This is a genomic window from Allobosea sp. FBZP-16, assembly GCF_002831785.1.
GTDB classification, from domain to species: domain Bacteria; phylum Pseudomonadota; class Alphaproteobacteria; order Rhizobiales; family Beijerinckiaceae; genus Allobosea; species Allobosea lupini.
In genome coordinates this window covers 646,310-672,909 of sequence record NZ_LNCQ01000023.1, presented here as the reverse complement: position 1 = coordinate 672,909, position 26,600 = coordinate 646,310, and the positions used below count along the sequence as shown (strand labels likewise).

Annotated in this window: 30 protein-coding genes and 2 tRNA genes; 17 read left to right on the top strand and 15 right to left on the bottom strand. The window is 68.0% G+C overall.

Annotated features, from left to right (window positions below; translation table 11 throughout):
• The 3 genes from CXY91_RS13055 to CXY91_RS13045 form a co-directional block, all read left to right on the top strand.
• The coding region (locus CXY91_RS13055; RefSeq protein WP_248307458.1) for a tetratricopeptide repeat protein at positions 1-1,340 on the top strand (1,340 nt) is incomplete at its 5' end.
• Positions 1,341-1,349: 9 nt separating this feature from the next.
• The gene (locus CXY91_RS13050) at positions 1,350-2,687 is read left to right on the top strand and encodes a hypothetical protein (RefSeq protein WP_248307457.1); all 1,338 of its coding nucleotides are present in this window, start codon (positions 1,350-1,352) and stop codon (positions 2,685-2,687) included.
• 108 nt (positions 2,688-2,795) lie between these two features.
• Positions 2,796-3,572: a DUF1499 domain-containing protein gene (locus CXY91_RS13045; RefSeq protein ID WP_100961825.1), complete on the top strand. Its 777-nt coding sequence runs from the start codon at positions 2,796-2,798 to the stop codon at positions 3,570-3,572.
• A 108-nt stretch (positions 3,573-3,680) separates the two neighbouring features.
• On the opposite strand, the gene CXY91_RS13040 is transcribed toward CXY91_RS13045, so the two are convergent.
• The gene (locus tag CXY91_RS13040; protein WP_091837588.1) at positions 3,681-4,619 is read right to left on the bottom strand and encodes an MBL fold metallo-hydrolase; all 939 of its coding nucleotides are present in this window, start codon (positions 4,617-4,619) and stop codon (positions 3,681-3,683) included.
• A gap of 109 nt (positions 4,620-4,728) precedes the next feature.
• Between CXY91_RS13040 and CXY91_RS13035 the strand changes: the two genes are divergently transcribed.
• Positions 4,729-5,355: a biotin transporter BioY gene (locus CXY91_RS13035; protein ID WP_199777420.1), complete on the top strand. Its 627-nt coding sequence runs from the start codon at positions 4,729-4,731 to the stop codon at positions 5,353-5,355.
• A gap of 77 nt (positions 5,356-5,432) precedes the next feature.
• Here the strand turns inward: CXY91_RS13035 and CXY91_RS30170 are convergent, their stop codons facing one another.
• Positions 5,433-5,576 (bottom strand): hypothetical protein, encoded by a 144-nt coding sequence (locus CXY91_RS30170; RefSeq protein ID WP_158673395.1) that lies wholly within the window; start codon positions 5,574-5,576, stop codon positions 5,433-5,435.
• Positions 5,577-5,802: 226 nt separating this feature from the next.
• On the opposite strand from CXY91_RS30170, the gene CXY91_RS13030 reads away from it, so the two are divergent.
• Positions 5,803-6,207, top strand: coding sequence for a hypothetical protein (locus CXY91_RS13030; protein WP_158673394.1), 405 nt, complete (start codon positions 5,803-5,805; stop codon positions 6,205-6,207).
• Complete coding sequence (locus CXY91_RS13025; protein ID WP_100961823.1) at positions 6,200-7,657, top strand: methyl-accepting chemotaxis protein; 1,458 nt, start codon at positions 6,200-6,202, stop codon at positions 7,655-7,657. The genes CXY91_RS13030 and CXY91_RS13025 overlap by 8 nt, the downstream gene beginning before the upstream one ends.
• A 164-nt stretch (positions 7,658-7,821) precedes the next feature.
• Here the strand turns inward: CXY91_RS13025 and CXY91_RS13020 are convergent.
• Positions 7,822-7,898 (bottom strand) — tRNA-Pro (locus tag CXY91_RS13020).
• Between the two features lie 192 nt (positions 7,899-8,090).
• Between CXY91_RS13020 and CXY91_RS13015 the strand changes: the two genes are divergently transcribed.
• Together CXY91_RS13015 and CXY91_RS13010 are read left to right on the top strand one after the other, a co-directional pair.
• Positions 8,091-8,165 (top strand) — tRNA-Gln (locus CXY91_RS13015).
• Between the two features lie 172 nt (positions 8,166-8,337).
• Positions 8,338-8,568, top strand: a complete 231-nt coding sequence (locus tag CXY91_RS13010; RefSeq protein WP_100961822.1) for a hypothetical protein — start codon at positions 8,338-8,340, stop codon at positions 8,566-8,568.
• Positions 8,569-8,702: 134 nt separating this feature from the next.
• Here the strand turns inward: CXY91_RS13010 and CXY91_RS13005 are convergent, their stop codons facing one another.
• The 6 genes from CXY91_RS13005 to mdlC are packed head-to-tail and all read right to left on the bottom strand — an operon-like array spanning position 8,703 to position 15,767.
• Positions 8,703-9,767: a TRAP transporter substrate-binding protein gene (locus CXY91_RS13005; RefSeq protein ID WP_100961821.1), complete on the bottom strand. Its 1,065-nt coding sequence runs from the start codon at positions 9,765-9,767 to the stop codon at positions 8,703-8,705.
• A 46-nt stretch (positions 9,768-9,813) separates the two neighbouring features.
• Positions 9,814-11,148 (bottom strand): TRAP transporter large permease, encoded by a 1,335-nt coding sequence (locus tag CXY91_RS13000; protein ID WP_100961820.1) that lies wholly within the window; start codon positions 11,146-11,148, stop codon positions 9,814-9,816.
• Positions 11,145-11,693, bottom strand: coding sequence for a TRAP transporter small permease (locus CXY91_RS12995; RefSeq protein ID WP_100961819.1), 549 nt, complete (start codon positions 11,691-11,693; stop codon positions 11,145-11,147). The genes CXY91_RS13000 and CXY91_RS12995 overlap by 4 nt, the downstream gene beginning before the upstream one ends.
• 51 nt (positions 11,694-11,744) lie before the next feature.
• Complete coding sequence (locus CXY91_RS12990; RefSeq protein WP_199777419.1) at positions 11,745-12,668, bottom strand: ketopantoate reductase family protein; 924 nt, start codon at positions 12,666-12,668, stop codon at positions 11,745-11,747.
• Positions 12,669-12,676: 8 nt separating this feature from the next.
• The gene (locus CXY91_RS12985) at positions 12,677-14,137 is read right to left on the bottom strand and encodes an aldehyde dehydrogenase (RefSeq protein WP_100961818.1); all 1,461 of its coding nucleotides are present in this window, start codon (positions 14,135-14,137) and stop codon (positions 12,677-12,679) included.
• Between the two features lie 16 nt (positions 14,138-14,153).
• Entirely contained in the window at positions 14,154-15,767 is a 1,614-nt protein-coding gene (gene mdlC / locus CXY91_RS12980; RefSeq protein ID WP_100961817.1) for a benzoylformate decarboxylase, read from the bottom strand.
• Between the two features lie 79 nt (positions 15,768-15,846).
• Here mdlC and CXY91_RS12975 point away from each other — a divergent pair, with 79 nt between their 5' ends.
• A complete protein-coding gene (locus tag CXY91_RS12975; RefSeq protein WP_199777418.1) occupies positions 15,847-16,773 on the top strand; it encodes a LysR family transcriptional regulator in 927 nt (308 codons plus the stop codon).
• 28 nt (positions 16,774-16,801) lie between these two features.
• Here CXY91_RS12975 and CXY91_RS12970 read toward each other — a convergent pair whose 3' ends face one another.
• Both CXY91_RS12970 and CXY91_RS12965 read right to left on the bottom strand, forming a co-directional pair.
• On the bottom strand, positions 16,802-17,281 hold the full coding sequence (locus CXY91_RS12970; protein ID WP_100961816.1) for a DUF411 domain-containing protein: 480 nt from the start codon (positions 17,279-17,281) through the stop codon (positions 16,802-16,804).
• An 8-nt stretch (positions 17,282-17,289) separates the two neighbouring features.
• Positions 17,290-17,670, bottom strand: a complete 381-nt coding sequence (locus CXY91_RS12965) for a heavy-metal-associated domain-containing protein (RefSeq protein WP_248307456.1) — start codon at positions 17,668-17,670, stop codon at positions 17,290-17,292.
• 81 nt (positions 17,671-17,751) lie between these two features.
• Between CXY91_RS12965 and CXY91_RS12960 the strand changes: the two genes are divergently transcribed.
• Positions 17,752-18,300, top strand: coding sequence for a chromate transporter (locus CXY91_RS12960; protein WP_100961814.1), 549 nt, complete (start codon positions 17,752-17,754; stop codon positions 18,298-18,300).
• Between the two features lie 11 nt (positions 18,301-18,311).
• A complete protein-coding gene (locus tag CXY91_RS12955; RefSeq protein ID WP_100961813.1) occupies positions 18,312-18,848 on the top strand; it encodes a chromate transporter in 537 nt (178 codons plus the stop codon).
• A gap of 18 nt (positions 18,849-18,866) precedes the next feature.
• Here the strand turns inward: CXY91_RS12955 and CXY91_RS12950 are convergent, their stop codons facing one another.
• Positions 18,867-19,385: a thioredoxin family protein gene (locus CXY91_RS12950; protein ID WP_100961812.1), complete on the bottom strand. Its 519-nt coding sequence runs from the start codon at positions 19,383-19,385 to the stop codon at positions 18,867-18,869.
• 116 nt (positions 19,386-19,501) lie between these two features.
• Between CXY91_RS12950 and CXY91_RS12945 the strand changes: the two genes are divergently transcribed.
• From CXY91_RS12945 to CXY91_RS12935, 3 genes are read left to right on the top strand one after another with little or no spacing between them, the layout of a single operon-like run.
• Positions 19,502-19,870 (top strand): thioredoxin family protein, encoded by a 369-nt coding sequence (locus CXY91_RS12945; RefSeq protein WP_100961922.1) that lies wholly within the window; start codon positions 19,502-19,504, stop codon positions 19,868-19,870.
• Positions 19,867-20,247, top strand: a complete 381-nt coding sequence (locus tag CXY91_RS12940; RefSeq protein WP_091837552.1) for an ArsR/SmtB family transcription factor — start codon at positions 19,867-19,869, stop codon at positions 20,245-20,247. The genes CXY91_RS12945 and CXY91_RS12940 overlap by 4 nt, the downstream gene beginning before the upstream one ends.
• Positions 20,248-20,275: 28 nt before the next feature.
• A complete protein-coding gene (locus CXY91_RS12935) occupies positions 20,276-21,349 on the top strand; it encodes a YeeE/YedE family protein (protein ID WP_091837550.1) in 1,074 nt (357 codons plus the stop codon).
• A gap of 10 nt (positions 21,350-21,359) precedes the next feature.
• Here CXY91_RS12935 and CXY91_RS12930 read toward each other — a convergent pair whose 3' ends face one another.
• From CXY91_RS12930 to soxA, 3 genes are read right to left on the bottom strand one after another with little or no spacing between them, the layout of a single operon-like run.
• On the bottom strand, positions 21,360-22,250 hold the full coding sequence (locus CXY91_RS12930; RefSeq protein ID WP_100961811.1) for an MBL fold metallo-hydrolase: 891 nt from the start codon (positions 22,248-22,250) through the stop codon (positions 21,360-21,362).
• A gap of 18 nt (positions 22,251-22,268) precedes the next feature.
• A complete protein-coding gene (gene soxX / locus CXY91_RS12925) occupies positions 22,269-22,880 on the bottom strand; it encodes a sulfur oxidation c-type cytochrome SoxX (RefSeq protein ID WP_100961810.1) in 612 nt (203 codons plus the stop codon).
• Positions 22,881-22,888: 8 nt separating this feature from the next.
• Positions 22,889-23,722, bottom strand: coding sequence for a sulfur oxidation c-type cytochrome SoxA (gene soxA, locus CXY91_RS12920; protein ID WP_100961809.1), 834 nt, complete (start codon positions 23,720-23,722; stop codon positions 22,889-22,891).
• A gap of 171 nt (positions 23,723-23,893) precedes the next feature.
• On the opposite strand from soxA, the gene soxY reads away from it, so the two are divergent.
• The 3 genes from soxY (at position 23,894) to soxB (ending at position 26,583) form a co-directional block, all read left to right on the top strand.
• On the top strand, positions 23,894-24,358 hold the full coding sequence (soxY, locus tag CXY91_RS12915; RefSeq protein WP_100961808.1) for a thiosulfate oxidation carrier protein SoxY: 465 nt from the start codon (positions 23,894-23,896) through the stop codon (positions 24,356-24,358).
• 43 nt (positions 24,359-24,401) lie between these two features.
• The gene (gene soxZ, locus CXY91_RS12910) at positions 24,402-24,731 is read left to right on the top strand and encodes a thiosulfate oxidation carrier complex protein SoxZ (protein WP_091837539.1); all 330 of its coding nucleotides are present in this window, start codon (positions 24,402-24,404) and stop codon (positions 24,729-24,731) included.
• A gap of 154 nt (positions 24,732-24,885) precedes the next feature.
• Positions 24,886-26,583, top strand: a complete 1,698-nt coding sequence (gene soxB / locus CXY91_RS12905; protein WP_100961807.1) for a thiosulfohydrolase SoxB — start codon at positions 24,886-24,888, stop codon at positions 26,581-26,583.
• Positions 26,584-26,600: the final 17 nt, after the last annotated feature.

The following is a 26,600-nucleotide window of genomic DNA, read 5'->3' as shown; positions in this document are numbered from 1 at the left end:
GGCTGGCGCGTCCGGCTGGCGCGCCCGAGACCGGCCCGCTCGCCTGGTCCGACCTGCAGCGCTACCTCAAGGACAGTGTCGAGGCCGCGGCCCGGCGCGACAGCGGCCGCGAGCAGGCACCGGAGATCGACCTCGCTTCGATCGCACTGCCGGTGGCGCAGCCGGTGCCGGCGGTGGCGCGCGCGGTCGCATTGGCGCGGGACGAGGCCAACTGGCAGCGGGCCAAGGCGGCGGGTGAGCGCAGCGCGCTCGAGGGTTACGTCGCGCGCTGCGGCGAGACCTGCCAGTACCGCGAGGCGGCGATGGCGCTCTTGCTTGAAAAAAGCCGCAGTGGCGAGGCCGCCATCGACGAGCAGAACTGGGTCAGGCTCGGCGGCTCCGGCCGCTACGAGGACTATCTCAAAGGCTGCGGCACGGTCTGCGCCTATCGTTCGCTGGCGGAAGGCTATCTCGGCCGCACCGACGCCTCGCGCGATCCGCGCGTGCAGGACTGCGACGAGCTCGCCAGCGATCCCAACGATCCCGACCGGCGCGAGGGCGTCAAGGGCGTGAAGTTCGCGCGGATCGATGCGCGCGCCGCGATCGCGGCCTGCAAGCAGGCGGCGGAGCAGCAGCCGCAGATCAGGCGGCTCTCCTACCAGCTCGGACGCGCCTACGACAAAGCCGAGCGCTACAAGGACGCACTGGCTGCCTATGACAAGGCGGCAGATGCCGGCAGCGCCGCGGCGATGAACAATCTCGGCGCGCTCTACGAGAACGGCCAGGGCAGCAAGGTCGACCTGCAGAAGGCCTTCGGCCTCTATGAGCAGGCCGCCGGCACTGGCAACGCCATCGCCATGAGCAATGTCGGGCGCATGCTGCAATATGGCCGCGGCCGGCCGCGCGACGAGGCCGCGTCATTGCGCTGGTACCAGAAGGCGGCGGAAGCAGGGGATGCCTTCTCGATCGCCAAGCTGGTGCCAGCCTATCTCGAAGGGCGTCCGGGCTTTCCGAAGAATCCGCAGAAGGGTTTCGACCTGTTCCGCCAGGCCGCCGACAAGGGCGATCCGATCGCGATGGTTTCGATGGCGACGCTGATCGATAACGGCTTCGGCTCCTTCTTTCCCGGGACGAATTCGCTGCAGATGCTGATGAAGGCGCTGGCGAAGGGCGAAGCCGGCGCCGCGGCGATCTCGGCCAGCGACGTCTCAGAGCAGAAGCTGAAGCCGGACACGGTGCGGGCCTTGCAACGGGCGGCACAGAAGGCCGATCATTACAGCGGCGCGATCGATGGCCGCTTCAATCCCGTTTTTGTGCGGGCGCTGGATGGTTATGCGCGGTCGCTGGAGCAGGAGCACTAGAACCCGGCCGTGAGCGGTTTGCTGCGAAGTCTTCTCGTCGCCGGACTGTTCGTTGCCGGGGGCAGCGCCGCGCAGGCCGATGCGCTGTCGGCCTGGCTCGACACCATCGCCGCCTGCGCCGGCAAGCGCGATCTCTCGCTGGCCGTGGTCGGCTTCGATGCCGGCCAGCAGGTTCTGTCGCGCACGCAGGCCGACGAGGCCCGGCTCGCCATCGAGAGCCGGCTGCAGAGCGAGGGGCGGGTCAGGCTGGCGGCGAGCGCCGATGTCGTCCGCATCAAGACGCTGCGCGACAGCCTCAACCTGCAGAAGCCGGGCGAAGCCGAGGCGCAGATCCGGCGGGCGTTCGACGGCGACGCCAGCGTCTTCTTCACCGAGCCGGCGCGGCAGGAGGACAAAGCGAGCTTCCGCCTGCAGGCGATCACGAAGACGGGTGACTGCAAGGCGACGAGCGAGCCGGTTGAGATCGCGATCAGGACCAAGCCCGGCGTGGTCGATATCGACCAGGTCATGAGCCGGGCGGTCGACAACCTCGTGCGGGCCGCGCCGGAGCTGAAGCGGGTCGATATCTGCCCCTTCGCCGCGGCGAGCGGCTACAGCACCTGCAGCGCCGCACTCGGCGAGAGGCTGCTGCTCGCGCTCGACGCCGAGTCGCGCTCGGACGATCGCGTCCTGCGCGGCCGGCCGCTGGAGATCCGCAAGGCCGCGCCCGGACAATGCGCCGCTGTTGGCGCCGAGGTGATGACGCGCGGCCGCTTCGACAGGGATCGCAACGGGCAGAGCTGGATGGAGCTCGAGTTCCGCCGCGGCGATGCCGTGCTGGCCCCGACGGGGCGCAATCGCATTCCGGTCGAGGGACTAGGCTGCGACCCGGCGGTCAGGCCCTTCCTCGAGCATGTCGCCGCCAGCGCCGGTTCGGACCGGGCACGGCTCGCTTTGCTGCCGGCGGCTTCGCCCTTTGTGAAAGGGCGGCGGCTCGATGTCCGCATCGAGGGCAAGGCTGGCACGAAACTCTATTGCTGGGTGTTGGCGCCGGACGGCACCGCGTCGGTCGTGCTGCCGGTGCGCGGCGGGGAGGGCCGGAGCGTGCTGCGTGCCGGCGGCCAGTCCTATCCCTACGATTTCGGGCTGACCGACATCGTGCTCGACGCCGCCTTCGAGAACCTCTTTGCCTGCTTCGGCGCCGACGCCGAGCTGCCGGCAGCCTTGCGCGAGCGCTGGCTCAAGGCGGCGCCGAGCGCGAGCGAGGACGCGGCGACGCTTGCGCCGGACGAGGTGCTCGACCTGCTGGAGAAGCTGCGGGCCGTGCCGGGCGTGGTCGAGGCGACGGTGCCGATCGTCGTGCGCTGACATTCGTTCGAGGTCATCCCGGGTCTGCGCTGCGCTCCGCCCGGGACGCCCTGGTCAGTTTCAAGTGCTCCCTTGTTTTCTTCCCGAGGCTCAAGCACTCAAGAGCGCATGCATCGGCGGCTTGTCTTCGAAGAGCCAATCTCACGCGCGGCGATCTGGAGCCGGCGGCTGGCGCTGTTCGGGCTGACGGTCGTCGTGCTCGCGGTGCTGATCTTCCGCTTCGGCCAGCCTTCGCTCGAGCGGCTGGCCCCGATCGCCGGCGCCTATGTCTTCGTGCTGCTCGCCTCCCTGCTGGCGCTCGCGGCCTTCGTCAGGATCTGGCAGGAGGGGCATCGCGGCATCGGCATTGCCGTGCAGGCCTTCCTGCTCTGCCTGCTGCTGCTGGCGCCGGTCGCGTATGGCGGCTTCCAGTTGGCGACCCTGCCGTTCCTCGCCGACGTCTCGACCGATATCGACGAGCCCCCGGCCTTCAGCCGCTCGCGCGTGGCCCTGACGGCGCGTGAGGGGCGGGTGCCGCCCGATGTTCCCGCCGAGCGGCGCAGGGCGCAGCGCCAGGGCTATCCGAAGGCGCTGCCGATCGTGCTCGAACTGCCGGCCGAGGTCGCCTACGACATCGCCCGCAAGGCCTGCGTCACGCTTGGCTGGCAGGTGCTGGAAGGGGCCGCGCCCGGCGGACGCAGCGGGGCAGGGCGGCTCGATGCGATCGCGCGTTCGCGCGTGCTGCGGCTTTACGACGACATCACCATCCGCATCCGGCCACGCGCCGATGGCAGCCGGATCGACATTCGCTCGGCCTCGCGGCTGGGCGGCTTCGATTTCGGCGCCAATGCCAGGCGCATCGCCGCCTTCGAGGAGGAGGTGAAGCTGCTGGTGGAATTGCGCTGAGCTGCATTGCCGTCATTGCGGGCGCCGCGAGGCAATCCAGGGGGACGTAGAGCACAGCCGCCTCTGGATTGCTTCGTCGCTACGCTCCTCGCAATGCCGGTTGAGCGCTCAAGCCAGCCGGTAGCGGCTCGCCAGCAGCGGCGCCCCGTCGTCGCAGATGACGACGCCACGCTCGACCAGGTCCTCGAGCTGCGCCAGCACCGAAAGCGAGGCGGCGCCGAGCAGGCGGGGTGGCAGCTCCTGATAGATCGGCGGCACCATCTCGGCGATCGTTTCGTCGCCGGCCTGCAGGCGGCTGACAATGGCCGCCTCGCGCAGGCGCCGGTGCTGCACCAGCCCGCGCAGAAAGCGCTGAGGCTCCCGCACCGGGCCGCCATGGCCCGGCCAGTAGAGCCGGTCCTCGCGGCCACGCAATTTCTCGATCGAGGCCATGTAGGCGACCATCGAGCCGTCGGGCGGGGCGACGATCGTGGTCGACCAGGCCATGACATGATCGCCGGAGAACAGGGTGGTCTCCTCCGGCAGGGCGAAGGCGAGGTGGTTTGCGGTGTGCCCGGGCGTTTCCAATGCCTGGAGCGTCCAGCCCGGGCCCGAGACGGCGTCGCCCTCGGCCATGATCAGATCGGGCGCATAGTCCCGGTCGGCAGAGGCGTCGAGCGGGTTTATCTCGCCGAGGACGAGTTCGCGCGCCGGCCGGTGCAGGCCGCAGCCAACGATGCGCGCGCCGGTCGCCGTCTTCAACGCCCGCGCTGCCGGGGAATGGTCGCGATGGGTGTGGGTGATGACGATGTCGGTGACGGTCTCGCCGGCGATCGCCGCGAGCAAAGCCTCGACATGGCCGGGATCGTCCGGGCCGGGATCGATGATCGCGATGCGCCCGCGGCCGACGATGTAGCTGCAGGTGCCGGTGAAGGTCATCGGCCCGCCATTGCCGGCGATCAGCCGGCGCACCAGCGGCGAGAGCTGGACGAGCTCGCCGGAAGCCGCACCGGGATCACGGTCGAAATCGAGCGGCTCGTCGGCGGTGTCCTTGTCGGCGCTGGTCATCTGCACATCCGGAAGCGAACACGATCACCGGCTTGTCGGCCGGCGGGCCATTTCCTATAGACGAACGAGCCGGGCGTCGACGGCGCTCGAAGAAGAAGGACGAGATCCGATGGCCGAGACGCTGCCACTGCCCGCCACCTCCATGGTCAACGCGGCCCTGCCGGCCCTGTCCGATCCGCGCACGCGCGTCCTGCGCAATGTCGCGCTCGCCGTCGTCGGCAGCCTGCTGATCATCGCCGCCGCCAAGGTCAAGGTGCCGTTCTGGCCGGTGCCGATGACACTGCAGACGCTGGCGGTGCTCGGCCTCGGCGCCGCCTATGGCGCGCGCCTCGGCGCTGCTACCGTCGCGCTCTACATCGCCTATGGCCTGTTCGGCCTGCCGGTCTTCACCAACACCCCGCCGGTTGCGGCCGGCCCGCTCTATCTGCTCGGACCGACGGGCGGCTTCCTGATCGGTTTCGTCGCCGCCGCGGCGATCGCCGGCTGGGCCGGTTCGCGCGGCGCTTCGCTCTGGCGCCTTGCCGGCGGGGTGGTGCTGGCCGAGATCGTGCTGATGGCGCTTGGCTTCGCCTGGCTGGCGCTCGGTGCGCAGATGGCGAGCGGGGCGACCGGCATCGGCTTCGCCAAGGCGTGGGCGGCGGGTGTCGAGCCTTTCCTGCTCGGCGACCTGATCAAGGCGGCGCTGGCTGCGAGCCTGGTCGGTGCCGGCTGGTCGGTGCTGAAGCGCCGCGGCTGAGCCGATAGGCCCAACCGAATCAGAAAGCCGGGGCGTTGCCCCGGCTTTTTTGTTGTCTTGAAGCGTTTCGTGCGGTGTCAGCCGGCCGGCTTCTGGCCGGTGCAGACCTTCTTCACCGGCTGCAGGAACATGTCGAGTTCCATCATGTTGCCGCAGCGGTCGCAGCCGGCGAGCAGCGTCGTGAGGCCGAGGACGGCGATGAGGCGGAAGGCGGATTTCATGCGAGCGCGGCTCCAGATTGCGGCGCGAGCATAGCGAAGCGACCTGCTGCGCGCCACTGCGCGGCGCGCCGGTTCTGGAATGGCGGGGACGCCCTGCTCGGGAGATAAGGCGGTCGAGCGGGGATTTCTCGGTTTCTACCCAGACTTGCAGGCGAGACGCTGCGGCGAGGCCGTTTGTTCGTGCACATCCAGGTCTGGTCAGGAAGTGAACGCTGGTTCATAGTAATTGCTGCCGTTTACCTGTTGTAAAGCCCAGCAGACGCACTCTTTTGGACAGTTTCTCAACTGCGGATCGGATGCCGGGGGGCACGCGATGCGTGAAATCGGCTTCGGCCTGGTGTTCAGCCTGGCCATGGCTTTGAGCGCCTTCCTCGTCGCGGCCTGGCCGGTGCCGGGGCAGCCGATCGCTGCCTTCTTTCCCAACGGCACCTCCCAGCCGGAGATGGCGCGCGCCGTCGCGGAGGCGGGTGGCAGCATCCTCCAACTGGACGCCGCGGCGGCCGTCGCGATCAGCGTCGGCGATGGCCGCGACTATGCCGCTTCGCTCTACCGGGCCGGTGCCTGGCTCGTGATCGACGGTTCGCTGGCTCAATCCTGCATCCGTCAGGCGAGGAGCCTTGCAAATGGGTGAAGTCGAGCGCCTCAGGACGCGGTTCGCCAGGTTCCTGATCGCGATCCTCTGGGCCAATGTCGGACTGCTTCTGGTCGCAACGCCGGCCGGCGGGCCTGCCCAGTCGAACCTCATCGTGATGGGTGCGGCTCTCGCAATCCTGAGCACCCTTGCCTGGCGCATCGACCGCATCGGCTGGGTCACGCGTCAGGTCACCAGCGTCGCGCTCATCGGCCAGGTCATGCTGCTGGTCTATGCCTTCGCCGGACATCCCTACCAGGCCGACCTGCACATGTATTTCTTCGCCATGCTGGCGGTGCTGGCCGGCTGGCTGGACTGGCGCATCTTCCTGCCGGCGACACTCGCCATCACCGCCCACCATCTCGCGCTGAATGCCTTCAACTCGATGGGCGTGTTTCCTGGCGGCAGCGACATCAAGCGGGCTTTCCTGCACGGCGCCATCGTGACCGTGCAGGCGGCCGCGCTGAGCTGGATCGTCTGGGCGCTGCGGCAGGCGGTGGAGTCGTCCGAACGGGAGCGAAGCGAGGCGCTGGCGGCTCGCTCGATCGCCGACGAGGCGCGCCGGGACGTCGCCGAGACGACGGCGCGGGCAGCGCATGAGCGGCGGCGCATCCTGCATGACCTCGCCAACGAGTTCGAGCGCAAGATCGCCGGCATCGCGCGGGCCGTAATCGCCTCGATCGCCTCGCTCAGAGCCGCATCCGTGCAGATGCGGACCGGTGCCGAAGAGGTGTCCCAGCGCTCCGTCGCCGCATCGAAGGCGTCGCGCTCGTCGTCGTCGAACGTCGTCGCCATCACTGCGGCGACCGCGGAGCTCGCCAGTTCCTTCACCGAGGTCGACCGCCAGGTGAACGAGGCCGCCCGGCTCGTCGGCGACACCACGCGGCAGGCGCTGACCGTGCTCGACAGGGTCGGCGATCTCTCGCGCAAGGTCGACGAGATCGGCAACGTCACCAATGTCATCTCGACCATCGCCCGGCACACCAACCTGCTGGCGCTCAACGCCTCGATCGAGGCTGCGAGGATCGGCAATATGGGCGGCGGCTTCGCCGTGGTCGCGCATGAGATCAAGGGGCTTGCCGACGAGACCTGGCGGGCGACCGAGCAGATCCAGAGCCAGATAGACGCGATCGGCCTCTCCGGTGCCGACGCGATCGACGCGATCGACGCGATGACGGCGACGATCGACACGCTCAACCAGATTTCGATCGCGGTCGCGGCTGTCGTGGAGAAGCAGAACGTGGCGACGGCCGGCATCGCCGAGAATGTCAGGCGCGCCGCAGATGAAACGGTCACGGCCGGCGGGCATATCGACATCGTCAGCCGTGTCGCGGAGGAGACCGGCGAGGCGGCGAATCACGTGGCGGACTCGGCCGATGTGCTGTCGCGTCAGTCGGCCGATCTCGACAACGAAGTCGCCGATTTCCTCGGCCGGATCCGGGTCGCCTGAGACGGCCCTTCGGTTGGAGCGCGGCGGCGTCGGACCGGGATGGACGGCCCGACGGATCGTCCGAACCGGGCCGCGCTCGTCGAAACTGCCGCCATGTCCGTCCAGAAACGAAAAAAGCCCCGAAGGGCTGTTTTCGCAACGTCTTGGGCCATCTCGGGAAATTTTGGTCGGAGTGGCAGGATTTGAACCTGCGACCCCCTCGTCCCGAACGAGGTGCTCTACCAGGCTGAGCCACACTCCGATCAACTGGTGGCCGGCTTATAGCCAGCCGCTCGCCGCAGCGCAACAGCCAAGGGCACGGGTCGCGCGATCTTTTTCGGAAGAGCTCCGGCGCCAGGCCCCGGCTATGCGACGGGCTCTACAGATGTCACCCCCGGACAGGACGATCCGCTGTTGCGCGCCGCGGCGGCGCGCTCTAGAACGCAGCGCAGATTGGGGCGTCGCCAAGCGGTAAGGCAGCGGTTTTTGGTACCGCCATTCCCAGGTTCGAATCCTGGCGCCCCAGCCACGCTCTCCTGACGTTCTTGGCTGGTCACGCGCGACCTTTTGCACCCTGCGATGTCCGCTTCCGAACCATAACGGTCATTCGCGAGTGCCATCGCGCCGTTTACAACGTCCGGTCGGCTTGACTCTCTCAGCTCACATGTTCTCATTATGTTCTCAAATCGAGAGTGAGAAGCATGTCAGCGCTGCCAGCCGACCAGCGGGTCGAGGACGCGTCCCTCGACGCCGAAATCACGGGGATGATCGCCGAGTTGCTAGAAGAGCACGGCTCCGAGCTCGCGGCGCTGCGGGCGCTGGCGCACGACTTTCTCGTTCTGCTTGCCGATGCCGATCGCTCGGTGTCGCGCGGCTATCTGCGCGGGCTGTTCTCGGAGGGCGCGCGTCCCATTCACCGAGAGGACGAATGAGGGTGGGGGCGCTCGCGGATGGAGATCGGCAGAAGCATAACGGAGAGGGAGCCCTGACCCCTTCCGCCGCGACGTCCCGATCATCGCCGGCGCCGATGATCGGCGGCCGGCTTTCATCGCAATAGTGATCCGGCTTACTTGCCGTATTGCTGGATCAGCGCGCGGGCCTCGGCGAGCAGCTTCTTGCCGTCCGCACCCTTGGCGCTGACCTCCTTGACCCACTCCTCCTCGACCGAGGCGGTGGCGGCGACCCAGCGCTTGTACTCGTCCTGCGGCAGGTCATAGAAAACGCCGCCCAGATCCGCCGCCTGCTTCTTGAAGGGCTCGACCACCGCGTCGAAGCCGGTCTCGCCAGCCCAGGCCGAGGTCTGCGGCCCGCTATTGGCGTCGATCACCGTCTTCAGATCGGCCGGCAGGCTGTCGTATTTCGCCTGGTTCATCCCGAACAGGAAGATCGTGTTCGAGATGCGGGGCGCTCCGGCTGGCACGTTGAGATGGTATTTGGCGATCTCGGCGAGCTTGATCGCCGGCGAGCCCTCCCACGGCACCGCCGCGCCGTCGACGACGCCCTTGGCGAGCGATTCCGGGACGGCCGGCAGCGGCATCTGCACCGGGGTCGCGCCGAGCGCCGCGATCATCTTCGAATTGGCGCGGGTCGCGGCCCGGATCTTCAGCCCCTTGATGTCGGCAAGCGTCTTCGGCTGCTTGCTGGTGAAGTGGAAGAGCGCGCCGTCATGGACATGCATGAACAGGCGCTTCACGCCCCTGTACTCGTCCTGCGCGTTCTTCTCGACATAGTCCCAGAAAGCGCTGCTGCCGGCCTTGGCCGTCACCACCATCCAGGGCAGCTCGAAGACCTCGGATTTGGCGAAGCGGCCGGCCGCATAGGTCGGCACGGTCCAGATTGCGTCGACGACGCCGTCACGCACCTGGTCGAAGAGCTGCGCCGGGGTGCCGCCGAGCTGCATCGCCGGGTAGATCTGGCATTTCAGCTTGTCGCCGGACTCCTTGGCGATCTTGTCGCACCAGGGCTGGATCAGCTTGACCTGCGCGCTCGAGGTCGAGGGCAGGAAATGGTGGACGCGGATGATGACCTGCTGCGCGGAGGCTTGCGTCGCCGCCAGCAGGCCTGCCAGCCCGCCGACAGCCAACAGGCCATTGCGGAACCGATTGAGGATGGACTTCCGTTGCTTGCTCATGCTGCACCTCCCTGAGTGGTTGTTGTCTGCTTCTCGGTGAACGGCCTCACAGCGCGCCGAATGCCTTGACCAGGACGAGCGAGATCGAGGGGAAGGCGACGAGGAGGACGATGCGGACGAGGTCGGAGGCCAGGAAGGGCATCACGCCCTTGAAGGTCTCGACCAGCGGCACGTCCTTGGCGAGACGGTTGATGATGTAGACGTTCATCCCGACCGGCGGATGCACCAGGCCGATCTCGACCACCATCAGGGCCAGGATGCCGAACCAGATCGACTTGTCCTCGACCGACATGCCGTAGAAATCGAGCCCGACGATCATCGGATAGAAGATCGGGATCGTCAGCAGGATCATCGCCAGCGAATCCATGACGCAGCCGAGCAGGATGTAGATCAGCAGGATCATCGCCAGCACGAAGAGCGGTGCGAGGCCGCTGTCCTTGACCCAGCCTGCGAGCTCGGCCGGCATCTGTGACAGGGCGAGCGCCGTGTTCAGCATGTCGGCGCCGAGCAGGACGAGCAGGATCATCGCCGTCGCCTGCGCCGTGCCGAGCGCGCTGTCGATCAGCCCGCGCCAGCGCATGCCGCCGCTGATCGCCGCGATCGCCCCGCAGGCCGCAGCGCCGATCGCGGCAGCCTCGGTCGGCGTCGCCCAGCCGCCATAGATGCCGACGATCACCAGCACGAAGACGAGGATCACCGGAAACACGCCGGCCAGCACCTTGAGCCGCTCCGGCCACGGCACGCGCGGGCCGGCCGGGCCTGCCTCGGGATTGCGCCGCACGATCAGCTGCACCACGAACATGTAGCCGAACATCGCGATCAGGCCGGGCAGCACGGCGGCCATGAACAGCTTGCCGATCGATTCCTGGGTCAGGATCGCGTAGATCACCAGCGGCACCGAGGGCGGGATCATGATCCCGAGCGTGCCGCCGGCGGCGAGCGCGCCGGTGGCGAGGCTGCCGGAATAGCGGTAGCGGCGCAGCTCGGGCAGGGCGACCTGGCCCATCGTCGCTGCGGTTGCCAGCGAGGAGCCGCAGATCGCGCCGAAGCCGGCGCAGGCGCCGATAGCCGCCATGGCGACGCCGCCGCGGCGATGGCCGATGAAGGCGCTGACGCAGCGGAACAGGCTCGCCGAAAGGCCGCCATGTGTGGCGAACTGGCCCATCAGCAGGAAGAGCGGGATGACCGTCAGGTCGTAGTTCGACAAGCGGGCATAGGGGATGGATTTCAGGATATTGAGCCAGGGCGCCCAGTTGCCGCCCATCAGATAGACATAGCCGCCGGAGCCCGCGACGAACATCGCGATGCCGATCGGCACGCGGAACGCCATCAAGGCCAGCAGGCAGGCGAAGATGGTGAAGCCGATCGAGATCCCGCTCATCGACGGGCCTCCTCGCGATGCAGGGCTTCCTGGGCATGGCGTGTCGCCATGTAGAAGCCGGCCAGCGCCAGCATCGCAAAGCCCGGCGCCATCGCGATCTGCGCCCACCAGACCGGAATATCGAGGATCGCCGAGGTTTCGCCATCCTGCCGGGTGCCGATCGCGCCGACATAGACGCGCCAGGTCAGGACGGCTCCGACCAGCCCGACCAGGAGCGAGCCGAAGGCGTCGAGCAGGTGGTTGACCCAGGGCGGGGCCGCGGCGGTGAAGAAGTCGACCTTCACGTCGCCATGGTTGAGGTGGCAATAGGCGAAGAAGGCAGCGGAGGCGGCAGCGGCGATCATCTGCAGGAGCTCGACATCGCCGGGGACCGGGGCGGAGAACAGCTTGCGGCCGACGATCGAGACGATCGACATCGCGACGAGCCCGACGAAGAGCAGCCCGCCGACGATCGCCAGGACTTTCGCGACGGCCAGCAGCACGCGCCCTGACGGCCCGAAGACGATCGGATCGTTCGCCGGTGCGCCCGGCACGGGTTCCTGCATCTGCGCTTCTCCCCTCATTCCTGCCGGCGCGAGTTGTTCCGCGTCCGGTCGTCAGGCGGCGTGCTCCGCCAGTTTCACCAATGCGTAGAGCGTCTCGGTCCGTGGAACGGCGATGCCGTGCCTTTCGGCGGCACGAACGATCGCGCCGTTCAGCGTCTCGATCTCGGTCGGGCGTTTCGCCAGCAGGTCCTGCAGCATCGAGGGCTTGTGCCCGCCATGGTGGTCGAGCGCATGGTCGATCGTCGCATGGGTGCGCTCGGCCAAGACCGCGAGCCCCTCCGCCTGCGCTACGGCGAGAGTCTCGCTCGCGACGGCATGGGCGAGCCGCCGCCCTTCGGCCGCAGCGCCAAGGCCACCGACCGTGCGCTGGGTAACCGCGCACAGGCTGTTCAGCGCCACATTGAAGGCGACCTTTTCCCAGATCGCGACGACCGCATCGGGATCGACCGTGCAGGGCAGCCCGGCCGCGTCCAGCGCTGCCGCCAGCGCAGCGAGTGCGGCGTTCTCGCTGCCATCGGCCATGACGACGCGGGTCTTGCTCTCACCATGCGAATGCACCTCACCGGGCGCGACGAGATCGGCCGGGACGGTGGTCATGCCGATGGCGATGCGCGAGGCGTCGGCGAAGGCCATCAGCTTCTCGGCGTTCCCGAGCCCGTTCTGCAGGCTGAGCAGGCGGGTCTGCGGCCCGATGAGATGCCTGGCAGCCGCGAGCGCGCCTTGCGTATGCATCGCCTTGGTGAAGACGATGAGCCAGTCCGGCTGTCTTGTCGCCTCCTCCGGCCGCTTGATCGGGATCGCGAGCCGGCGCTCGCCGGCATCGTTGCGGATCAGCAGGCCATGCTCGCGAACTGCGGCGATCTGGGCCGGGTTGACGTCGATGAGCTCGACCGCATGCCCGGCTTCGGCCATGAGCCCGCCGAACAGCGATCCCATCGCGCCGGCGCCGAGTATCGATATCCGGATCGGGCTCATCTGCACGTCTAGAACGGGTAGTGGCGCTGCGTGGTCTGCAGCGTCAGCCAGCGCAATTCGGTGAAGGCCTCGATGCCGGCGCGCCCGCCGAAGCGGCCATAGCCGCTGTTCTTGACGCCGCCGAAGGGCATCTGCGCCTCGTCATGCACGGTCGGGCCGTTGACATGGCAGATGCCGGATTCGATCCGCGAAGCGACACGCCAGCCGCGCGCCGTGTCGCCGGTGAAGACGGCGGCCGAGAGACCGTAGGGGTTGTCGTTGGCGCAGGCGATCGCGGCCTCCTCGCCGTCGACGCGCACGATCGCCTTGACCGGGCCGAAGCTCTCCTCGCCATAGATCCGCATCGCCGGGGTGACATGGTCGAGCAGCGTCGCCGGGAACAAGGTCGTCTCCGACTTGCCGCCGCAGACCAGCGTCGCACCCTTGGCGAGCGCGTCGTCGATCAGGGCGTTGCAGCGCTGGGTTGTCTTCATGTCGACGACCGAGCCGAGCACCACCGGTCCCTTGCGGGGATCGCCGAGCGGGAGGCTCTTTGCTTTGGTGGCGAGCCGGGCGACGAAATCGTCGGCTATCGCGCTATCGACCACGATGCGCTCGGTCGACATGCAGATCTGGCCGGAATTGGCGAAGGCGCCGAAGGCGATGCCCGCGACCGCCGCGTCGAGATCGGCATCGTCGAGGACGAGCGCTGGCGCTTTGCCGCCGAGCTCTAGCACCACCGGCTTCAGATGCTCGGCGCAGAGCTTGGCGATGATGCGACCGACATGGGTCGAGCCGGTGAAGTTGACGCGCCTGACCGCAGGGTGCGCCACCATCGCCGCGACGACCTCGGCGGCATCCTCCGGCGCATTGGTGACGAAGTTGACGACGCCCTCGGGCAACCCCGCCTCCTGCAGCGCCGCGATGATCAGCCCATGGGTGCGCGGGCAGAGCTCCGAGCCCTTCAGCACGACGGTGTTGCCGCAGGCGAGCGGCACGGCGACGGCGCGGGTGGCGAGGATGACCGGTGCGTTCCATGGCGCCATGCCGAGCACGACACCGGCCGGCTGACGCACCGCCATGGCGAGGCTGCCGGGCACATTGGAGGGGATGACCTCGCCGCTGATCTGCGTCGTCAGCGCGGCGGCCTCGATCAGCATGTCGGCGGCGAGATGGACGTTGAAGCCGGCCCAGATCGCGGAGGCCCCCGTCTCGGCCGACATTGCCGCCGTGAAGTCCGCAGCGCGCGCCTCCAGCGCATGCGCGCCCTTGACCAGCAGTTCGCGACGCTTCGCGGGGGGCGTCTGCGACCAGGCCGGGAAAGCACGGGCGGCGGCCTCGACCGCTGCACGCGCGTCGTCCGGCGTCGCCGCAGCGGCGCGGCTGGCGACGGAGCCGTCGAGCGGGTTGCGGCGCTCGAAGGTGCGCCCGCCGGTCGCCGAGACCGCCTTGCCGTCGATCAGGTGATTTATGGTGTCGGTGCTGGTCATCTCTGGGCCTCGCAAATCAGGCGATCACGATGTCGATCAGGTTCGGGCCGGACGCAGCGAAGGCGGCGCGCAGGCGCGGGGCGAGGTCTTCGGGGCGCTCGACCCGCTCGCCCGGCACGCCCTGCCCACCGGCCAATTGCGCGAAATCGAGGCCCGGCAATTCGGTCCCGGCCGGCTTGTCGTTCGGCGCGTAACCGAAGACCGGTGCGAAATCCTGAAGCGCCGCATAGCGACGATTGTTGAGGATCAGGAAGGTCATCGGCAGGTCGAGCTGGGCGGCGCTGTAGAGCGCCTGGATCGAATAGAGGCTGGAACCGTCGCCGATCAGCGCAATCACCCGCCCCGGCAGCTTCATCCGCCGGCGTGCCAGGGCGATGCCGACCGCCGCCGGCATGCTGTGGCCAAGCCCGCCGCTCGCCATGGTGTAGAAGCTGTCGGCCCCGTTCATCGGCAGATAGGTCTGGATGGTCGAGCGGGTGCTCGGCGCCTCCTCGACCACGACGTCGTCGGCATGACGCTCCCGGTCGATCACCGAGAGCGCATAGGCGGCCGACATCGGCACGCCGGGTAATGGGGCAGGGGGCGCAGGGCGGGACAGCGCCGCCTCGCGCCCGCTACCGGGAGCGCTCGCGTTCAGCAGCGCCCGCGCGCCGAGGTCCAGGCTGGCGATGACGCTGTCGCCGACCGGCGCCCAGGCGGCCTGCTGCGGATCGTCGACGATCTGTGCGAGCTGCGCGCCTTCTGGGACGTGCGGACCGTTGCCCTCGACATGATAGGTAAAGGCCGGCGCCCCCAACACCAGGATGAAGTCGTGCGGTGCCAGGCGCTCGACGATCTTCTCGCGCATCGCCGGCAGGAAGCCGCAGAACTGGGGATGGCGCTCGGGAAACCCGCAGCGCGCGCACATCGGCGGGACATAGACCGAGGCCTGATGGCGCTCGGCGAGCGCGACGACATCGGCGACGGCCAAATCGCGGGCGACGCCGGCGCCGACGACGAAGGCCGGCCGTTTGCTCGCGTTGAGGCGTTCGGCGATCGCGGCGATCGCATCCGGTGCCGGCGCAAGCGCCTGGCTGACGCGGCGCGGCATGACGAGTTCGCCCGGCTGGTCCCAGTCATCGGCCGGGATCGAGATGAAGACCGGGCCGCGCGGCGGCTGCATCGCGATGTGATAGGCCCGCGCCAGGGCCAGCGGCAGGTCGGCGCCGCGCGCCGGCTCGATCGCCCATTTGACGTAAGGCTTCGGCAACTCGGTCGCCTGCACCGAGGCGAGGAAGGGGTCGAAGGGCAGGATCGAGCGTGCCTGCTGGCCGGCGGTGATCAGGAGCGGCGTCTGGTTCTTGAACGCCGTGAAGATGTTGCCCATGGCGTGGCCGACGCCGGCCGCCGAGTGCAGGTTGACCAGCGCCGCATTGCGCGTCGCCTGGGCATAGCCGTCGGCCATCCCGACCACGACCGCTTCCTGCAGGCCGAGCACATAACGAAAGTCCTCGGGATACTCGCGGAACATCGGCAGTTCGGTCGAGCCGGGATTGCCGAAGACCGTATCGATCTTGAGCTGGCGCAGCAGGTCGAGCACGGCGTCGCGGACGCTCGGGCGAGAAGGGGAGGATGGGCTGTCGGCTGGCATGCGCGTCCCTCGGATCGCAGGCACTGTGGCGGCACACTGGCCATTGCTCAATTAGATGAAGCGACTAAGTATTATTCGCATGGCGAATATCGATGCGATCGACCTGAACCTGCTGAGGCTGTTCGACGCGGTGTACCGCACCCGCAATGTCAGCCGCGCGGCCGAAGAGCTCGGCCTTTCGCAACCGGCGACGAGCCAGGCGCTGACGCGGCTGCGGCTGCTGTTGCGTGACCCGCTGTTCGAGCGCGTCGCCGGCGGCGTCAGGCCGACCGCCCGCTCCGAGCGTCTCGCGCATTCGGTCCAGGCGGGGCTGGCCCTGTTGGAAGCCGGCCTCACCGAGGGCGAGCGTTTCGATCCTGCCACGACGGATGCCGAATTGCGCCTGCATCTCAGCGATATCGGCGAAGGCCGCTTCCTGCCGCCGCTGATGACGACCTTTCGCGAGATCGCGCCGAACCTGCGCATTGTCGCGCGCGCCTGGCCGCATGAGGCGATCTCCGAGGCGCTGGACAACGGCCAGCTGCATTTCGCGCTCGGCTTCCTGCCGACCGTCGGCGGCACCGCCCATGCGGAAATGCTGAGCGATCGCTACCAGGTCTTCGTGCGCGCCGACCATCCGGTGACGCAACGGGCGGTCGACGGCGCCTTGAGCGCCGACGATATCGCGAAGCTCGACTTCGTTGCGGTGCGCTCGCATGCCCAGACGCAGCGCATGCTGGAGATGCTGCATCTCGACCCGCGCATCCGGCTGGTCGTCTCCAGCTTCATGGCGCTGCCGCCGATCATCCGCGCTACCGACCTCGCCGTGCTGATGCCGCGCCAGATCGGCCTGCACCTCGAGCCCCTCGGCGCCTTCGCCCTGCTCGAGCCGGCGCTGCCGCAGCGCGATTTCAGCGTCGCGCTGCACTGGAGCCGGCGGCATGCCCAGAACGCGATGCTGCGCTGGGCGCGGGAGGTCATCCTGGAACTGTTTCGCAATCAGCAGCGAGCCGATCCAGGCGGCTAGGACCGTCCGTTCGCTAGCGTGAGGGTCGTCAGATCGGCTGTGATCCGCGATAGCGCGCGAAGACGTTCTGCCGGCCGGCCGAAAAGACCACGACGTCATAAATGTCGGGCGCCTGACCCGGCACTTCCATGCCGGGCGAACCGACGGGCATGCCGGCGACGGCGAGGCCGATCACCTTCGGACGCTCGGCAAGCAGGCGCTTGATCGCCTGCGCCGGAACATGGCCCTCGAGCACATAGCCGCCGATCTCGGCGGTGTGGCAGGAGGCGAGCGCATCGGGCACGCCGAGCTTCAGCTTGAGCGGCGCGACGTCCGCGACCTCGGCCACCTCGACCGGGAAGCCGGCCGCCTGCACATGCTTGACCCAGTTGCCGCAGCAGCCGCAGTTCGGATCGCGCGTCACGACCATCTTCGGCAGCGCCTCGGCGGCATCAGCCGGTCGCGGCAGCGCGAATGCGGCGGCGCCGAACAGCAGTGCGCGGCGGGAGAGGGTGAGCTCGTTCGCCATGCTCTGCCTCAATCGACCAGTTCCTCGCCCGGCGTATAACCGGCCGCGCTGATGGCCGACCTGATCGCGGCGACATCGGCGCTGCCCTGCACGCTGACCAACTTCGACCCGGAATCGGCGGTAACGGAAGTGCCGGGGACCTTGCCCTCGACCGCCTGCTTGATCGCGCCGGCGCAATGGCCGCAGGCCATATCCTCGACGCGAAAGCTGACCGCACCGCCGGGGGTGGGTGTGACAGCTGAGGCGGTAGTCGAATGCTGCTGGCAGGAGCACATGGCGGCAAAGTCCTTCGACTGGTGATTGGCGCACTCTGCACCTTCCAACGATGGCAAGGTCAAGCGCCTTTCGCGCTTTTCTTGCCGGCGCCGGCGACACGCCGTGGCGCTCATGCCGGATATGCAGCATGGGGCTGGCCGGGCGACGCAAAGCCTGCATTGTTCGCGGGAAAGACGAGGCTGCCACGAACGCCCATGTCCGAGCCAGACGTCCCGCGGCCAACGCCGCTGCAACTCTTCCTGATCTTCGCCCGCATCGGCCTGACCAGCTTCGGCGGCGGGCTCAGCGGCTGGATGCTGCGGGAGTTCGTGCAGCGCCGCCGCCTGCTGAGCGAGGAGGATTTCCTGAACGGCCTCTCGATCGCGCAGGCGCTGCCCGGCGTCAACGTCACCAATATGGCGATCTGGATCGGCTACAGACTGGCCGGGCGGGCCGGGGCCGCCGCTTCCTGGCTCGGCATCGTCGTCCCGGCCGCGATCGTCATCGTCCTGATCGGCAGCGCCTTCGCCTCGATCTCCGGCTACGAGCTCAGCCATGTCGCGCTCGACGGCGCGGCCGCCGCGGCGATCGGCCTGTCGCTGGCGATGGGGCTGACGGCGGCGCGGCGCGTGCCGCGGCGGATCTTCCCGCTCGCCGTCATGGCCGCGACCTTCATCGCTGTCGCGGTCCTGCACTGGCCGCTGCTCTGGACGGTGCTCGGCATCGGCTCGCTCAGCATCGCCGTGGCCTATCATCAGGCCTGAAGAGGCCAGCGATGCCGCCCACCGCCTTCAGCATCCTCCTCGTCTTCCTGCCGCTGTCGCTGGTCACGATCGGCGGCGGCCAGAGCGCGATCGCAGACATGCACCGCCAGATCGTCGACGTGCACCACTGGCTGAGCGCCTCGCAATTCGTCGACGCCTTCGCCATCGCCCGGCTGGCGCCCGGGCCGGGTTCGCTGCTGGCGACGCTGATCGGCTGGCAGATCGCCGGCTTCTGGGGGGCGCTCGCCGCGACGGTCGGCATCTTCGGGCCGACGGCGGTGCTGATCTATGCGGTGACCAGCCTGTGGTCGCGCTATCAGGGCGCCCGCATCCTCACGGCGCTGGAGACGGGCCTGCGGCCGGTCGCGGCCGGGATGATCCTGGCGGCGAGCTATGTCCTGATTCAGGCGCTCGATGGCGGCTGGTTCGCGCGCGGTCTCGCCTTGCTCTCGACCGCGCTCCTGATGCTGACGCCGGTCAACCCGCTGCTGCTGATCGGAGCCGGGGCCGGCTGCTTCATTGGCTTGCACATGCTGGCGCTGGTCTAGGCGGCCGGGCGTCCGGTTTCACACGCCGTTCCTGACAGCGCGGAACTGGGCGATGAAGGCCTGCGGCTCCAGCAGCGAGGCCATGCGCGCGACCTCGCGCTCCCTTGGCGGCTTTGCCGCGAGCCCGGCGGCGCTGGTCGGGAAGAACTGGATCGCCGGCGTGCCCTCGATGCCGTAGTGCTTCGCCAGCGCCTTCTCGGTCAGCTTGCCCCCGCCGAAATCGGTGACCTCGCGCGCGCCGAGAATGTTGAGGTGCAGCACCGCGAAATTGTCGCGGATATAGGTCTCGATGGCGGGGTCGGCGAGATGAACCTCGTGCATGCGCCGGCAGGCCGGGCAGTTGCGCAGGCCCCAGAGGATCGTGAAGCGCTTGCCGGCCTGGTTCGCATTGGTCAGGTCCTCGGCGAGGTCGAGAAAGCTCTCGACATACCAGTCCTCCTGGTAGAGCCCGTCCTCGCCGAGCTTGGCCTTGGCGAAACTCGGCGCCGCCGACATTGCCAGCACCGCGCTCGCCAGCAGGCTGCGTCGTGTGATCATGGCGTCGCCTCCGCGCCGAGCTTCATCAGGCTCTGGTATAAACATATGAATACGACTATGTTCGGCGAATGATTGCAAGCGGCAGATATCGGGCGGGGCTCGCCGCAGCGTTCACGTTGTCGCTATTGTTCTCGCTGCCGGCCCTGTCGCGGCCAGCCTTCGCAGCCGAGCTCGTGATGTACACGCGCAATGGCTGCCCGTTCTGCCTGCGCTTCGAGCGCGAGGCCGCGCCGGTCTATGCCAGGACGCCCGAAGGCAAGGCGGCGCCGCTGCGGCGGGTCGACCTGCCGGCCGGCGGCGTGCGGGGCGAGGGCCTGCGCGAGCCGGTGATCGCGACGCCGACCTTCGTGCTGATGGAGGAGGGCCAGGAAGTCGGCCGGATCACCGGCTATCTCAACGACGACATGTTCTGGGGTTTGCTCGGGCGGCTGGTTGCTGTCATTGAGACTCCTCAGGTTCAACGATCAGGCGCACAGACCCAATGACCGCGATCGTCTCGAAAGCGCTCGAAACCGAACTGCGCGACGGCGCCGAGTTCTCGCCCGAGCTCGACCAGCTGATGCGCAAGGCCCGCAAGGCCAGCGATTTCCTGAAAGCGCTCTCGCATGAGAACCGCTTGCTGCTGCTCTGCCTGCTGGCCGAGCGCGAGCGGACGGTCACCGAGCTGGAGAACCTGCTCTCGCTGCGCCAGCCCATGGTCTCGCAACAGCTCGCGCGCCTGCGCCTCGACCAGCTCGTCACCACCCGCCGCGACGGCAAGGCGATCTATTACAGCCTCGCCAGCGACGATGTCCGGCGCGTCATCGCCGTGATCTACGACATCTTCTGCAATCCGCCCGGACCCGAAGCCGGCAAATCGTGAGCGCCAATAGCGGCCAGCGGCGATTGCCATGATCGAGCTGCCGGCCTGGGGCGCGGCACTGGCTGGTGTCGCCGTCGGCGCCGCCTGCGGCTTCACCGTCCGCCGCGCGCGCCTTTGCTCTTTCGGTGCGGTCGAGGATGCCTGGATGGGCGGCGACACCCGCCGCCTCAGGATTTTTGGCCTTGCGCTCGCGATCGCACTGATCGGCACGCAGGCGCTGATCGGACTCAATCTGCTCGACCCCGCCAATTCCACCTATGTCCAGGCCGCCTTGCCCTGGCTGTCGATCCTCGTCGGCAGCACCTTGTTCGGTCTCGGCATGGCGCTGGTCGGCACCTGCGGCTTCGGCTCGCTGATCCGGCTCGGCTCGGGCGACCTGCGCAGCCTGATCGTGATGATGGTGTTCGGCGCGGTCGCCTATGCGACGCTGCGCGGCATGTTGGCCCCGATCCGGATCGAGGTGCTGGAGAAGGTCTACTGGCCGCTGCCCGGCGGCCTGAAGGGCGATCTCGCCGGCATCCTGACCTATCTCGGCGCTCCGGCCGCACGTGTCCTGATCACTGCTGTCGGGGCCATCGTCCTGATCGCCATCGTTGCGCTCGACCCGCGCCTGCGCCGCTCGCCACGCCTGCTGCTGGCAGGCTTGACGCTCGGCCTCGCCGTCGTCGCCGGCTGGTGGGTGACCGGCATCGCCGTCGATGCCTTCGAGACCGTGCCGCGGGCGCAGAGCCTGACCTTCGTCTCCCCGGTCGGCCGGGCGCTCTATGCCGTGCTGAGCGCGCCCTCGGTTCTGCTCGAATTCGGCATCGGCACGCTCGCCGGCGTGACGCTCGGCTCGTTCCTGTCGGCGCTCTACGACCGGGAATTCCGTTGGGAAGCCTTCGACGACGACCGCGAGATGCGCCGCCATCTCCTCGGCGCCGTGCTGATGGGCGGCGGCGGCGTGCTCGCCGGTGGCTGCACGATCGGACAGGGCATCTCTGCCGGCTCGATGATGGCGCTGTCCTGGCCGCTGGCGGTCGCGGGCATGATGATCGGCGCGCGGATCGGCATCGCTTTCCTGGTCGAAGGCTCGATCAGAGGCCTGTGGCAGCGCGGCTGAGTGCCTGCGATCAGGTTGCCGCGACGAAGCGGTAGGCGGTGCCCTGCTGCTCGACCCGTCCGACCGCACCGGGCAGATGGTAGCCGATGATCTGCCCCTTCTCCTGGGCAAGCCGGTCGAGCAGCTTGCGCCGCGTTGCGACGGCGAGATCGGCGTCGTAGTCGGAAGCCGGGCGCCAGTCCGGGCGTGCGAACGAGATCAGCGGATGCGTCAGCGCATCGCCCAGCACCATGACCGGACCGCCGGCCGCCTTTAACGCGAAGGAGACATGGCCGGGCGTGTGGCCGGGCGTCGCCACCGCCGCGATGCCGGGCAGCCACTCGCGGCCGGGCTCCAGCCGCTCGAGCTTGTCGCCGAGCTCCTTGGCGATCCGCTGTGCCCCGGCGGCGAAGGCGTGCCGGTCTTCAGGCAGGCGCTCATAGACCTTGGGATCGGTCCAGAAGCCGATCTCGGGCGCGGCGACGAGCCAGCGGGCATTGGGAAAGAGCGGGCTGTCGAACTCGTCGAGCGCGCCCCAGAAATGGTCGGGGTGGAGATGGGTGAACAGCACATGCGTCACCGCGTCGGGCTCGATCCCGGCCGTCTTCAGGCTCTCGGCGAGCTTGCCCGAGCCGGCGAGGAAGTTCGCGCCCGAGCCGCAATCGAACAGGACGACGTCCTTGCCGCGCTTCAGGCAGGTGACGTTGAGGACCGAGCGTGTCGGCCCGCTCTGCTTCGCCTGCGCGGCGAGCTCGGCCGGTGCGATGTCGCGCGCCAGCATCGACAGCGGCAATTCGAAGCTGCCGTCGCTTAGGACGGTCAGCGTCTCCTCGCCGGAGCCGAGCGTCGCCACGACCTGCGCCAGGGCCGATGAGGCCAGGGCGCAGGCGCCGGCAGTGACGAACAGGCGACGCGTCAGCATGGTCTGCTCCGGCAAAGCCTACTTGTTCACCGGCGATTCCGGATCGAACAGATAGGCCATCACGTCCTTGATCTGCTGCTCGTCGAGCACCTTGTTTACGCCGAAGCGCGGCATGTTCGAGCAGGGCACCACCGCCATCGAATTGTAGATCTTGGTGTAGGCGTCCTTGATCGTCTCGGGATCGTATTTGCGATCCTTGCCGTACGCAGCGAGGCTCGGGCCCAGCGTGCCGTAGCTGACCTCCTTCGGATCGAGCTGGTGGCAGGCGAAACAGTTGCCGCCGGCGACGGTGCCGGGAGGATCGGAGAACTGGCCGCCGCGGCCGTTGTTGGCGACCTGATAGCCGTTCTTCCAGTTACCGAGGAACTTGCCGTCGGCGGGATAGACCACGCGGGCGCTCTCGCGCTTCAGCATTTCGTCCGACTGCGCCGAAGAGGGGTTGTTGCGGGTCGTGTTGCAGACGGCGAGCGAGTCGTCCGGCTTGATCCTGGCCTGCCATTCGGCCGAGGCCTTGCCGAAGGTCGATTTCAGATAGGCGTCGATCACGGCCTGGGCCGGGCGCTCCTGGGCGCTGGCCGAACCCGCGAGAGCCAGCAGGGCCGCAAGGGGAATGAATGTCCTGATCATCATGTTCCCCCTCAGCGCTTGATCGACGGGACTTTGATCTCGCCGCCTTTAGCCTGCTTCTGCAGGAAGACGGTGAGCGCGGTCAGGGCTTCAGAGCCGTATTCCGGCACGGGCCAGCGCTGCTGGCGATAGCAGTCCCAGAGCCGGTGCTGCATCGTCCGCAGCGCGCTCTGCGAGACGCGGTAGGTCGGCCAGGAGCCCATCGTCTCCTGCGCGGTCCTGCCCTTGACCGAGAGGTTGGGCAGGCCCTGCAGGCGGATTCGCTTGCCTTCCTCGGCATGGCAGGTGGCGCAGGAGAAATCGTTGACGCCGCCGCGGGTATAGAACAGGGCTTCACCGACCGCCGCCATCTCCTTCTCCTTGGGATGGGAGAGCTGCGGCTGGATCGTCATCTCGCTCGACTTGTTGGCGATGAAGGCGACGAGGTCCTCCATGTCGGAGGCGACGCCCGGCCCGGAGAAGCGGCGCTTCACGACATCGGCGGTGTCGAGGTCCTGGATCTTCTGCATGCACCAGAGCAGGCGCTGCTCGGTGTCCATCACCTTGTCGGCGTCGGCGAAATAGCGCGGCAGCTTGGCGAAGGCGCCCTCGAGCTTGCCCGGACCCTCGCCGAGGTCGCAGGCTTCGAGCGAGACATTCCTGGCGCCGCGCTGGGTCGACCACAGCGCCTCGCCGCGATCGACCGCGAGAAAACCCGGATTCGAGAACGGGTCCGAGAGCATCTGGCGATAGCGCTCGATCTCCTTCTCGCTGTCGTCCTGCGGCGGTGACTGCGCGGTCAGCGGCCCGGCCGCGACTATCATGACGGCCGCCAACGCGGCCGCTCCGATGATCGGAAGCTTCATCCCTCGCCCTTTCGTTTCCTCCGGCGGCGCTTATGCTGCGCCCCTTGGCGGTAGCCCTCTCGGGGGCTTTACATTCACAAAAAACAATATCACGATACGTGCAAATGATTGGCGACCGGGCGCGGCGCCGTCAAGCGCTAAAACGAGACGAATTCCAGGGAGGAGCCCCGTATGCTGATCCAACCGTCGACGCTGTCGCGCCGCGATGCGATGAAGGCCGCCGCCTGGGCGCTCGCCGCCGCCGCGATCGCACCGAAGCTCGCCTTCGCCGACGAGAAGGCGGTCGCTGCCGAGATCAAGAAGCTCTACGGCGACAAGCCGATGGCCTCCGGCAAGATCAAGCTCGACGTGCCGGAGATCGCCGAGAATGGCCTGGTCGTGCCGATCAATGTCGAGATCGAGAGCCCGATGACCGAAGCCGACTACGTCAAGGCCGTGCACGTCTTCGCCGAGGGCAACCCGCTGCCCGGCGTCGTCAGCTACCAGTTCACACCGGCCTGCGGAAAAGCCTCGGCCGCAACGCGCATGCGGCTCGCGCAAACGCAGGACATCATCTGCGTCGCCGAGATGTCGAACGGCACGCTGCACACGGCCAAGGCCAACATCAAGGTCACGATCGGCGGCTGCGGCGGCTGAAGCCGCTCATCGTCATCGACCAGAACAAGGCGAGGAAACACCCATGACGACCAAGCCCACGCCCCGCGTGCGCGTTCCGGCCAAGGCCACGGCCGGCGAGATCATCGAGATCAAGACGCTGATCTCGCACGAGATGGAATCCGGCCAGCGCAAGGATGCCAAGGGCGAGACGATCCCGCGCAAGATCATCAACAAGTTCTCGGCGAGCTTCAACGGCAAGCCGGTCTTCTCGGCCGATTGGTTCTCGGCGATCTCGGCCAATCCCTACCAGTCCTTCTTCTTCAAGGCCACGGAATCGGGCGAGTTCACCTTCACCTGGAAGGATGACGACGGCTCGGAATACACGTCGAAGAACAAGCTGACAGTCGGCTGACGCCAACCGTCATTGCGAGCAAAGCCAAGCAATCCAGTCTCTCAGAGCTCTGCCGCTTCTGGATTGCTTCGTCGCTTCGCTTCTCGCAATGACGGCCAAAGCTCCACTTGAAGAGCCCCTGGATCGCGATGTGCGCGCATCCAAAGGATGAGTCATGATCTCGAGACGAGACTTCCTGCAGGCGACGGCGGTCGCCGCGGCCTTGACGACAACCTCCGGTCTCGGCCCGCTCGGGCGCGCCGCCGCCCAGCAGACGCTGTCGCAGGCAGACATCCTGCGCTTCGAGCCGCAGGGACAGGTCACCATCCTGCATGTGGCCGATATCCACGCCCAGCTGATGCCGCTGCAGTTCCGCGAGCCGGCGGTCAATCTCGGCGTCGGCGAGGTCAAGGGCCTGCCGCCGCATCTGACCGACGCCGCCTTCCGCGAGCATTTCAGGATCGCCGCCGGCTCGGCCGATGCCTTCGCACTGACCTCGGACGATTTCGTCGCGCTCGCCCGCAATTACGGCCGGATGGGCGGGCTCGACCGGATCGCGACTTTGATCAAGGCTGTCAGGGCCGAGCGCGGTGCCGACAAGGTGCTGCTGCTCGACGGCGGCGACACCTGGCAAGGCAGCTGGAGCTCGCTCCAGACCAAGGGCCAGGACATGGTCGACGTGATGTCGGCGCTGAAGCTCGACGCGATGACCTCGCATTGGGAGTTCACGCTCGGCGCCGAGCGGGTCAAAGAGATCGTCGAGGCCGCGCCCTTCGCCTTCCTCGCCCAGAACATCCGCGACAAGGAATGGAACGAGCCGGTCTTCGAAGCCCGAAAAGTCTTCGAGAAGGGCGGCGTCAAGGTCGCGGTGATCGGCCAGGCGCTGCCACGTACCGCCGTTGCCAATCCGCGCTGGATGTTCCCGGACTGGGAGTTCGGCATCCGCGAGGAGGAAATCCAGAAGCAGGTCGAGGAAGCCCGCGCCGAGGGCGCCGCGGTGGTCGTGCTGCTCTCGCATGACGGCTTCGACGTCGACCGCAAGCTGGCGAGCCGGGTCAAGGGCATCGACGTCATCCTGACCGCCCATACCCATGACGCGATGCCCGGGCTGATCCGGGTCGGGCAGACCGCCCTCGTTGCCTCCGGCTCGCATGGCAAGTTCGTCTCGCGCCTCGACATCGCGGTGAAGGACGGCAAGGTCGCCGATATCCGCTTCAAGCTGATGCCGGTCTTCGCCGATGCGATCGCGCCCGATCCGGAGATGGCGGCGCTGGTCACCAAGCTGCGCGCGCCCTATGCCGCCGAGCTCGCCAGGGAAATCGGCCGCACGGAGTCGCTGCTCTACCGGCGCGGCAATTTCAACGGCAGCTTCGACGACCTGATCTGCGACGCCATGCTGTCGCAGCGCGACGCCGAGATCGCGCTGTCGCCGGGCTTCCGCTGGGGCGGCTCGCTGCTGCCGGGCGAGGCGATCACCTGGGAGGCGATCAGCAACGCGACCGCGATCACCTATCCGAACTGCTACCGGATGGAGATGACCGGCGCGCAGCTCAAGGAGATCCTCGAGGACGTCGCCGACAACATCTTCCACCCCGACCCCTATTTCCAGGGCGGCGGCGACATGGTCCGCATCGGCGGCATGGGCTACGCCATCGATGTCGGCAAGCCGATGGGCAGCCGCATCTCCGGCCTGACGCACCTCAAATCCGGCAAGCCGATCGACGCCTCTCGTAAATACGTCGTCGCCGGCTGGGCCAGCGTCAACGAGGGCACGCAGGGCCCGCCGATCTGGGACGTGGTCCGCGACCATGTCGCCGCGGCCAAGACCATCACCATCAAGCCGAACGACGCCGTGAAGGTGAGCGGGGCATGAGCGCCTCCGCCATCACG

Coding starts and splice junctions, on each gene's coding strand:
- CXY91_RS13045 (WP_100961825.1), top strand. CDS start 2,796: ATGCATCGGCGGCTTGTCTTCGAAGAGCCAATCTCACGCGCGGCGATC.
- CXY91_RS13040 (WP_091837588.1), bottom strand. CDS start 4,619: ATGACCAGCGCCGACAAGGACACCGCCGACGAGCCGCTCGATTTCGAC.
- CXY91_RS13035 (WP_199777420.1), top strand. CDS start 4,729: ATGGCCGAGACGCTGCCACTGCCCGCCACCTCCATGGTCAACGCGGCC.
- CXY91_RS30170 (WP_158673395.1), bottom strand. CDS start 5,576: ATGAAATCCGCCTTCCGCCTCATCGCCGTCCTCGGCCTCACGACGCTG.
- CXY91_RS13025 (WP_100961823.1), top strand. CDS start 6,200: ATGGGTGAAGTCGAGCGCCTCAGGACGCGGTTCGCCAGGTTCCTGATC.
- CXY91_RS13010 (WP_100961822.1), top strand. CDS start 8,338: ATGTCAGCGCTGCCAGCCGACCAGCGGGTCGAGGACGCGTCCCTCGAC.
- CXY91_RS13005 (WP_100961821.1), bottom strand. CDS start 9,767: ATGAGCAAGCAACGGAAGTCCATCCTCAATCGGTTCCGCAATGGCCTG.
- CXY91_RS13000 (WP_100961820.1), bottom strand. CDS start 11,148: ATGAGCGGGATCTCGATCGGCTTCACCATCTTCGCCTGCCTGCTGGCC.
- CXY91_RS12995 (WP_100961819.1), bottom strand. CDS start 11,693: ATGCAGGAACCCGTGCCGGGCGCACCGGCGAACGATCCGATCGTCTTC.
- CXY91_RS12990 (WP_199777419.1), bottom strand. CDS start 12,668: ATGAGCCCGATCCGGATATCGATACTCGGCGCCGGCGCGATGGGATCG.
- CXY91_RS12985 (WP_100961818.1), bottom strand. CDS start 14,137: ATGACCAGCACCGACACCATAAATCACCTGATCGACGGCAAGGCGGTC.
- mdlC (WP_100961817.1), bottom strand. CDS start 15,767: ATGCCAGCCGACAGCCCATCCTCCCCTTCTCGCCCGAGCGTCCGCGAC.
- CXY91_RS12975 (WP_199777418.1), top strand. CDS start 15,847: ATGGCGAATATCGATGCGATCGACCTGAACCTGCTGAGGCTGTTCGAC.
- CXY91_RS12970 (WP_100961816.1), bottom strand. CDS start 17,281: ATGGCGAACGAGCTCACCCTCTCCCGCCGCGCACTGCTGTTCGGCGCC.
- CXY91_RS12965 (WP_248307456.1), bottom strand. CDS start 17,670: ATGAGCGCCACGGCGTGTCGCCGGCGCCGGCAAGAAAAGCGCGAAAGG.
- CXY91_RS12960 (WP_100961814.1), top strand. CDS start 17,752: ATGTCCGAGCCAGACGTCCCGCGGCCAACGCCGCTGCAACTCTTCCTG.
- CXY91_RS12955 (WP_100961813.1), top strand. CDS start 18,312: ATGCCGCCCACCGCCTTCAGCATCCTCCTCGTCTTCCTGCCGCTGTCG.
- CXY91_RS12950 (WP_100961812.1), bottom strand. CDS start 19,385: ATGATCACACGACGCAGCCTGCTGGCGAGCGCGGTGCTGGCAATGTCG.
- CXY91_RS12940 (WP_091837552.1), top strand. CDS start 19,867: ATGACCGCGATCGTCTCGAAAGCGCTCGAAACCGAACTGCGCGACGGC.
- CXY91_RS12935 (WP_091837550.1), top strand. CDS start 20,276: ATGATCGAGCTGCCGGCCTGGGGCGCGGCACTGGCTGGTGTCGCCGTC.
- CXY91_RS12930 (WP_100961811.1), bottom strand. CDS start 22,250: ATGCTGACGCGTCGCCTGTTCGTCACTGCCGGCGCCTGCGCCCTGGCC.
- soxX (WP_100961810.1), bottom strand. CDS start 22,880: ATGATGATCAGGACATTCATTCCCCTTGCGGCCCTGCTGGCTCTCGCG.
- soxA (WP_100961809.1), bottom strand. CDS start 23,722: ATGAAGCTTCCGATCATCGGAGCGGCCGCGTTGGCGGCCGTCATGATA.
- soxY (WP_100961808.1), top strand. CDS start 23,894: ATGCTGATCCAACCGTCGACGCTGTCGCGCCGCGATGCGATGAAGGCC.
- soxZ (WP_091837539.1), top strand. CDS start 24,402: ATGACGACCAAGCCCACGCCCCGCGTGCGCGTTCCGGCCAAGGCCACG.
- soxB (WP_100961807.1), top strand. CDS start 24,886: ATGATCTCGAGACGAGACTTCCTGCAGGCGACGGCGGTCGCCGCGGCC.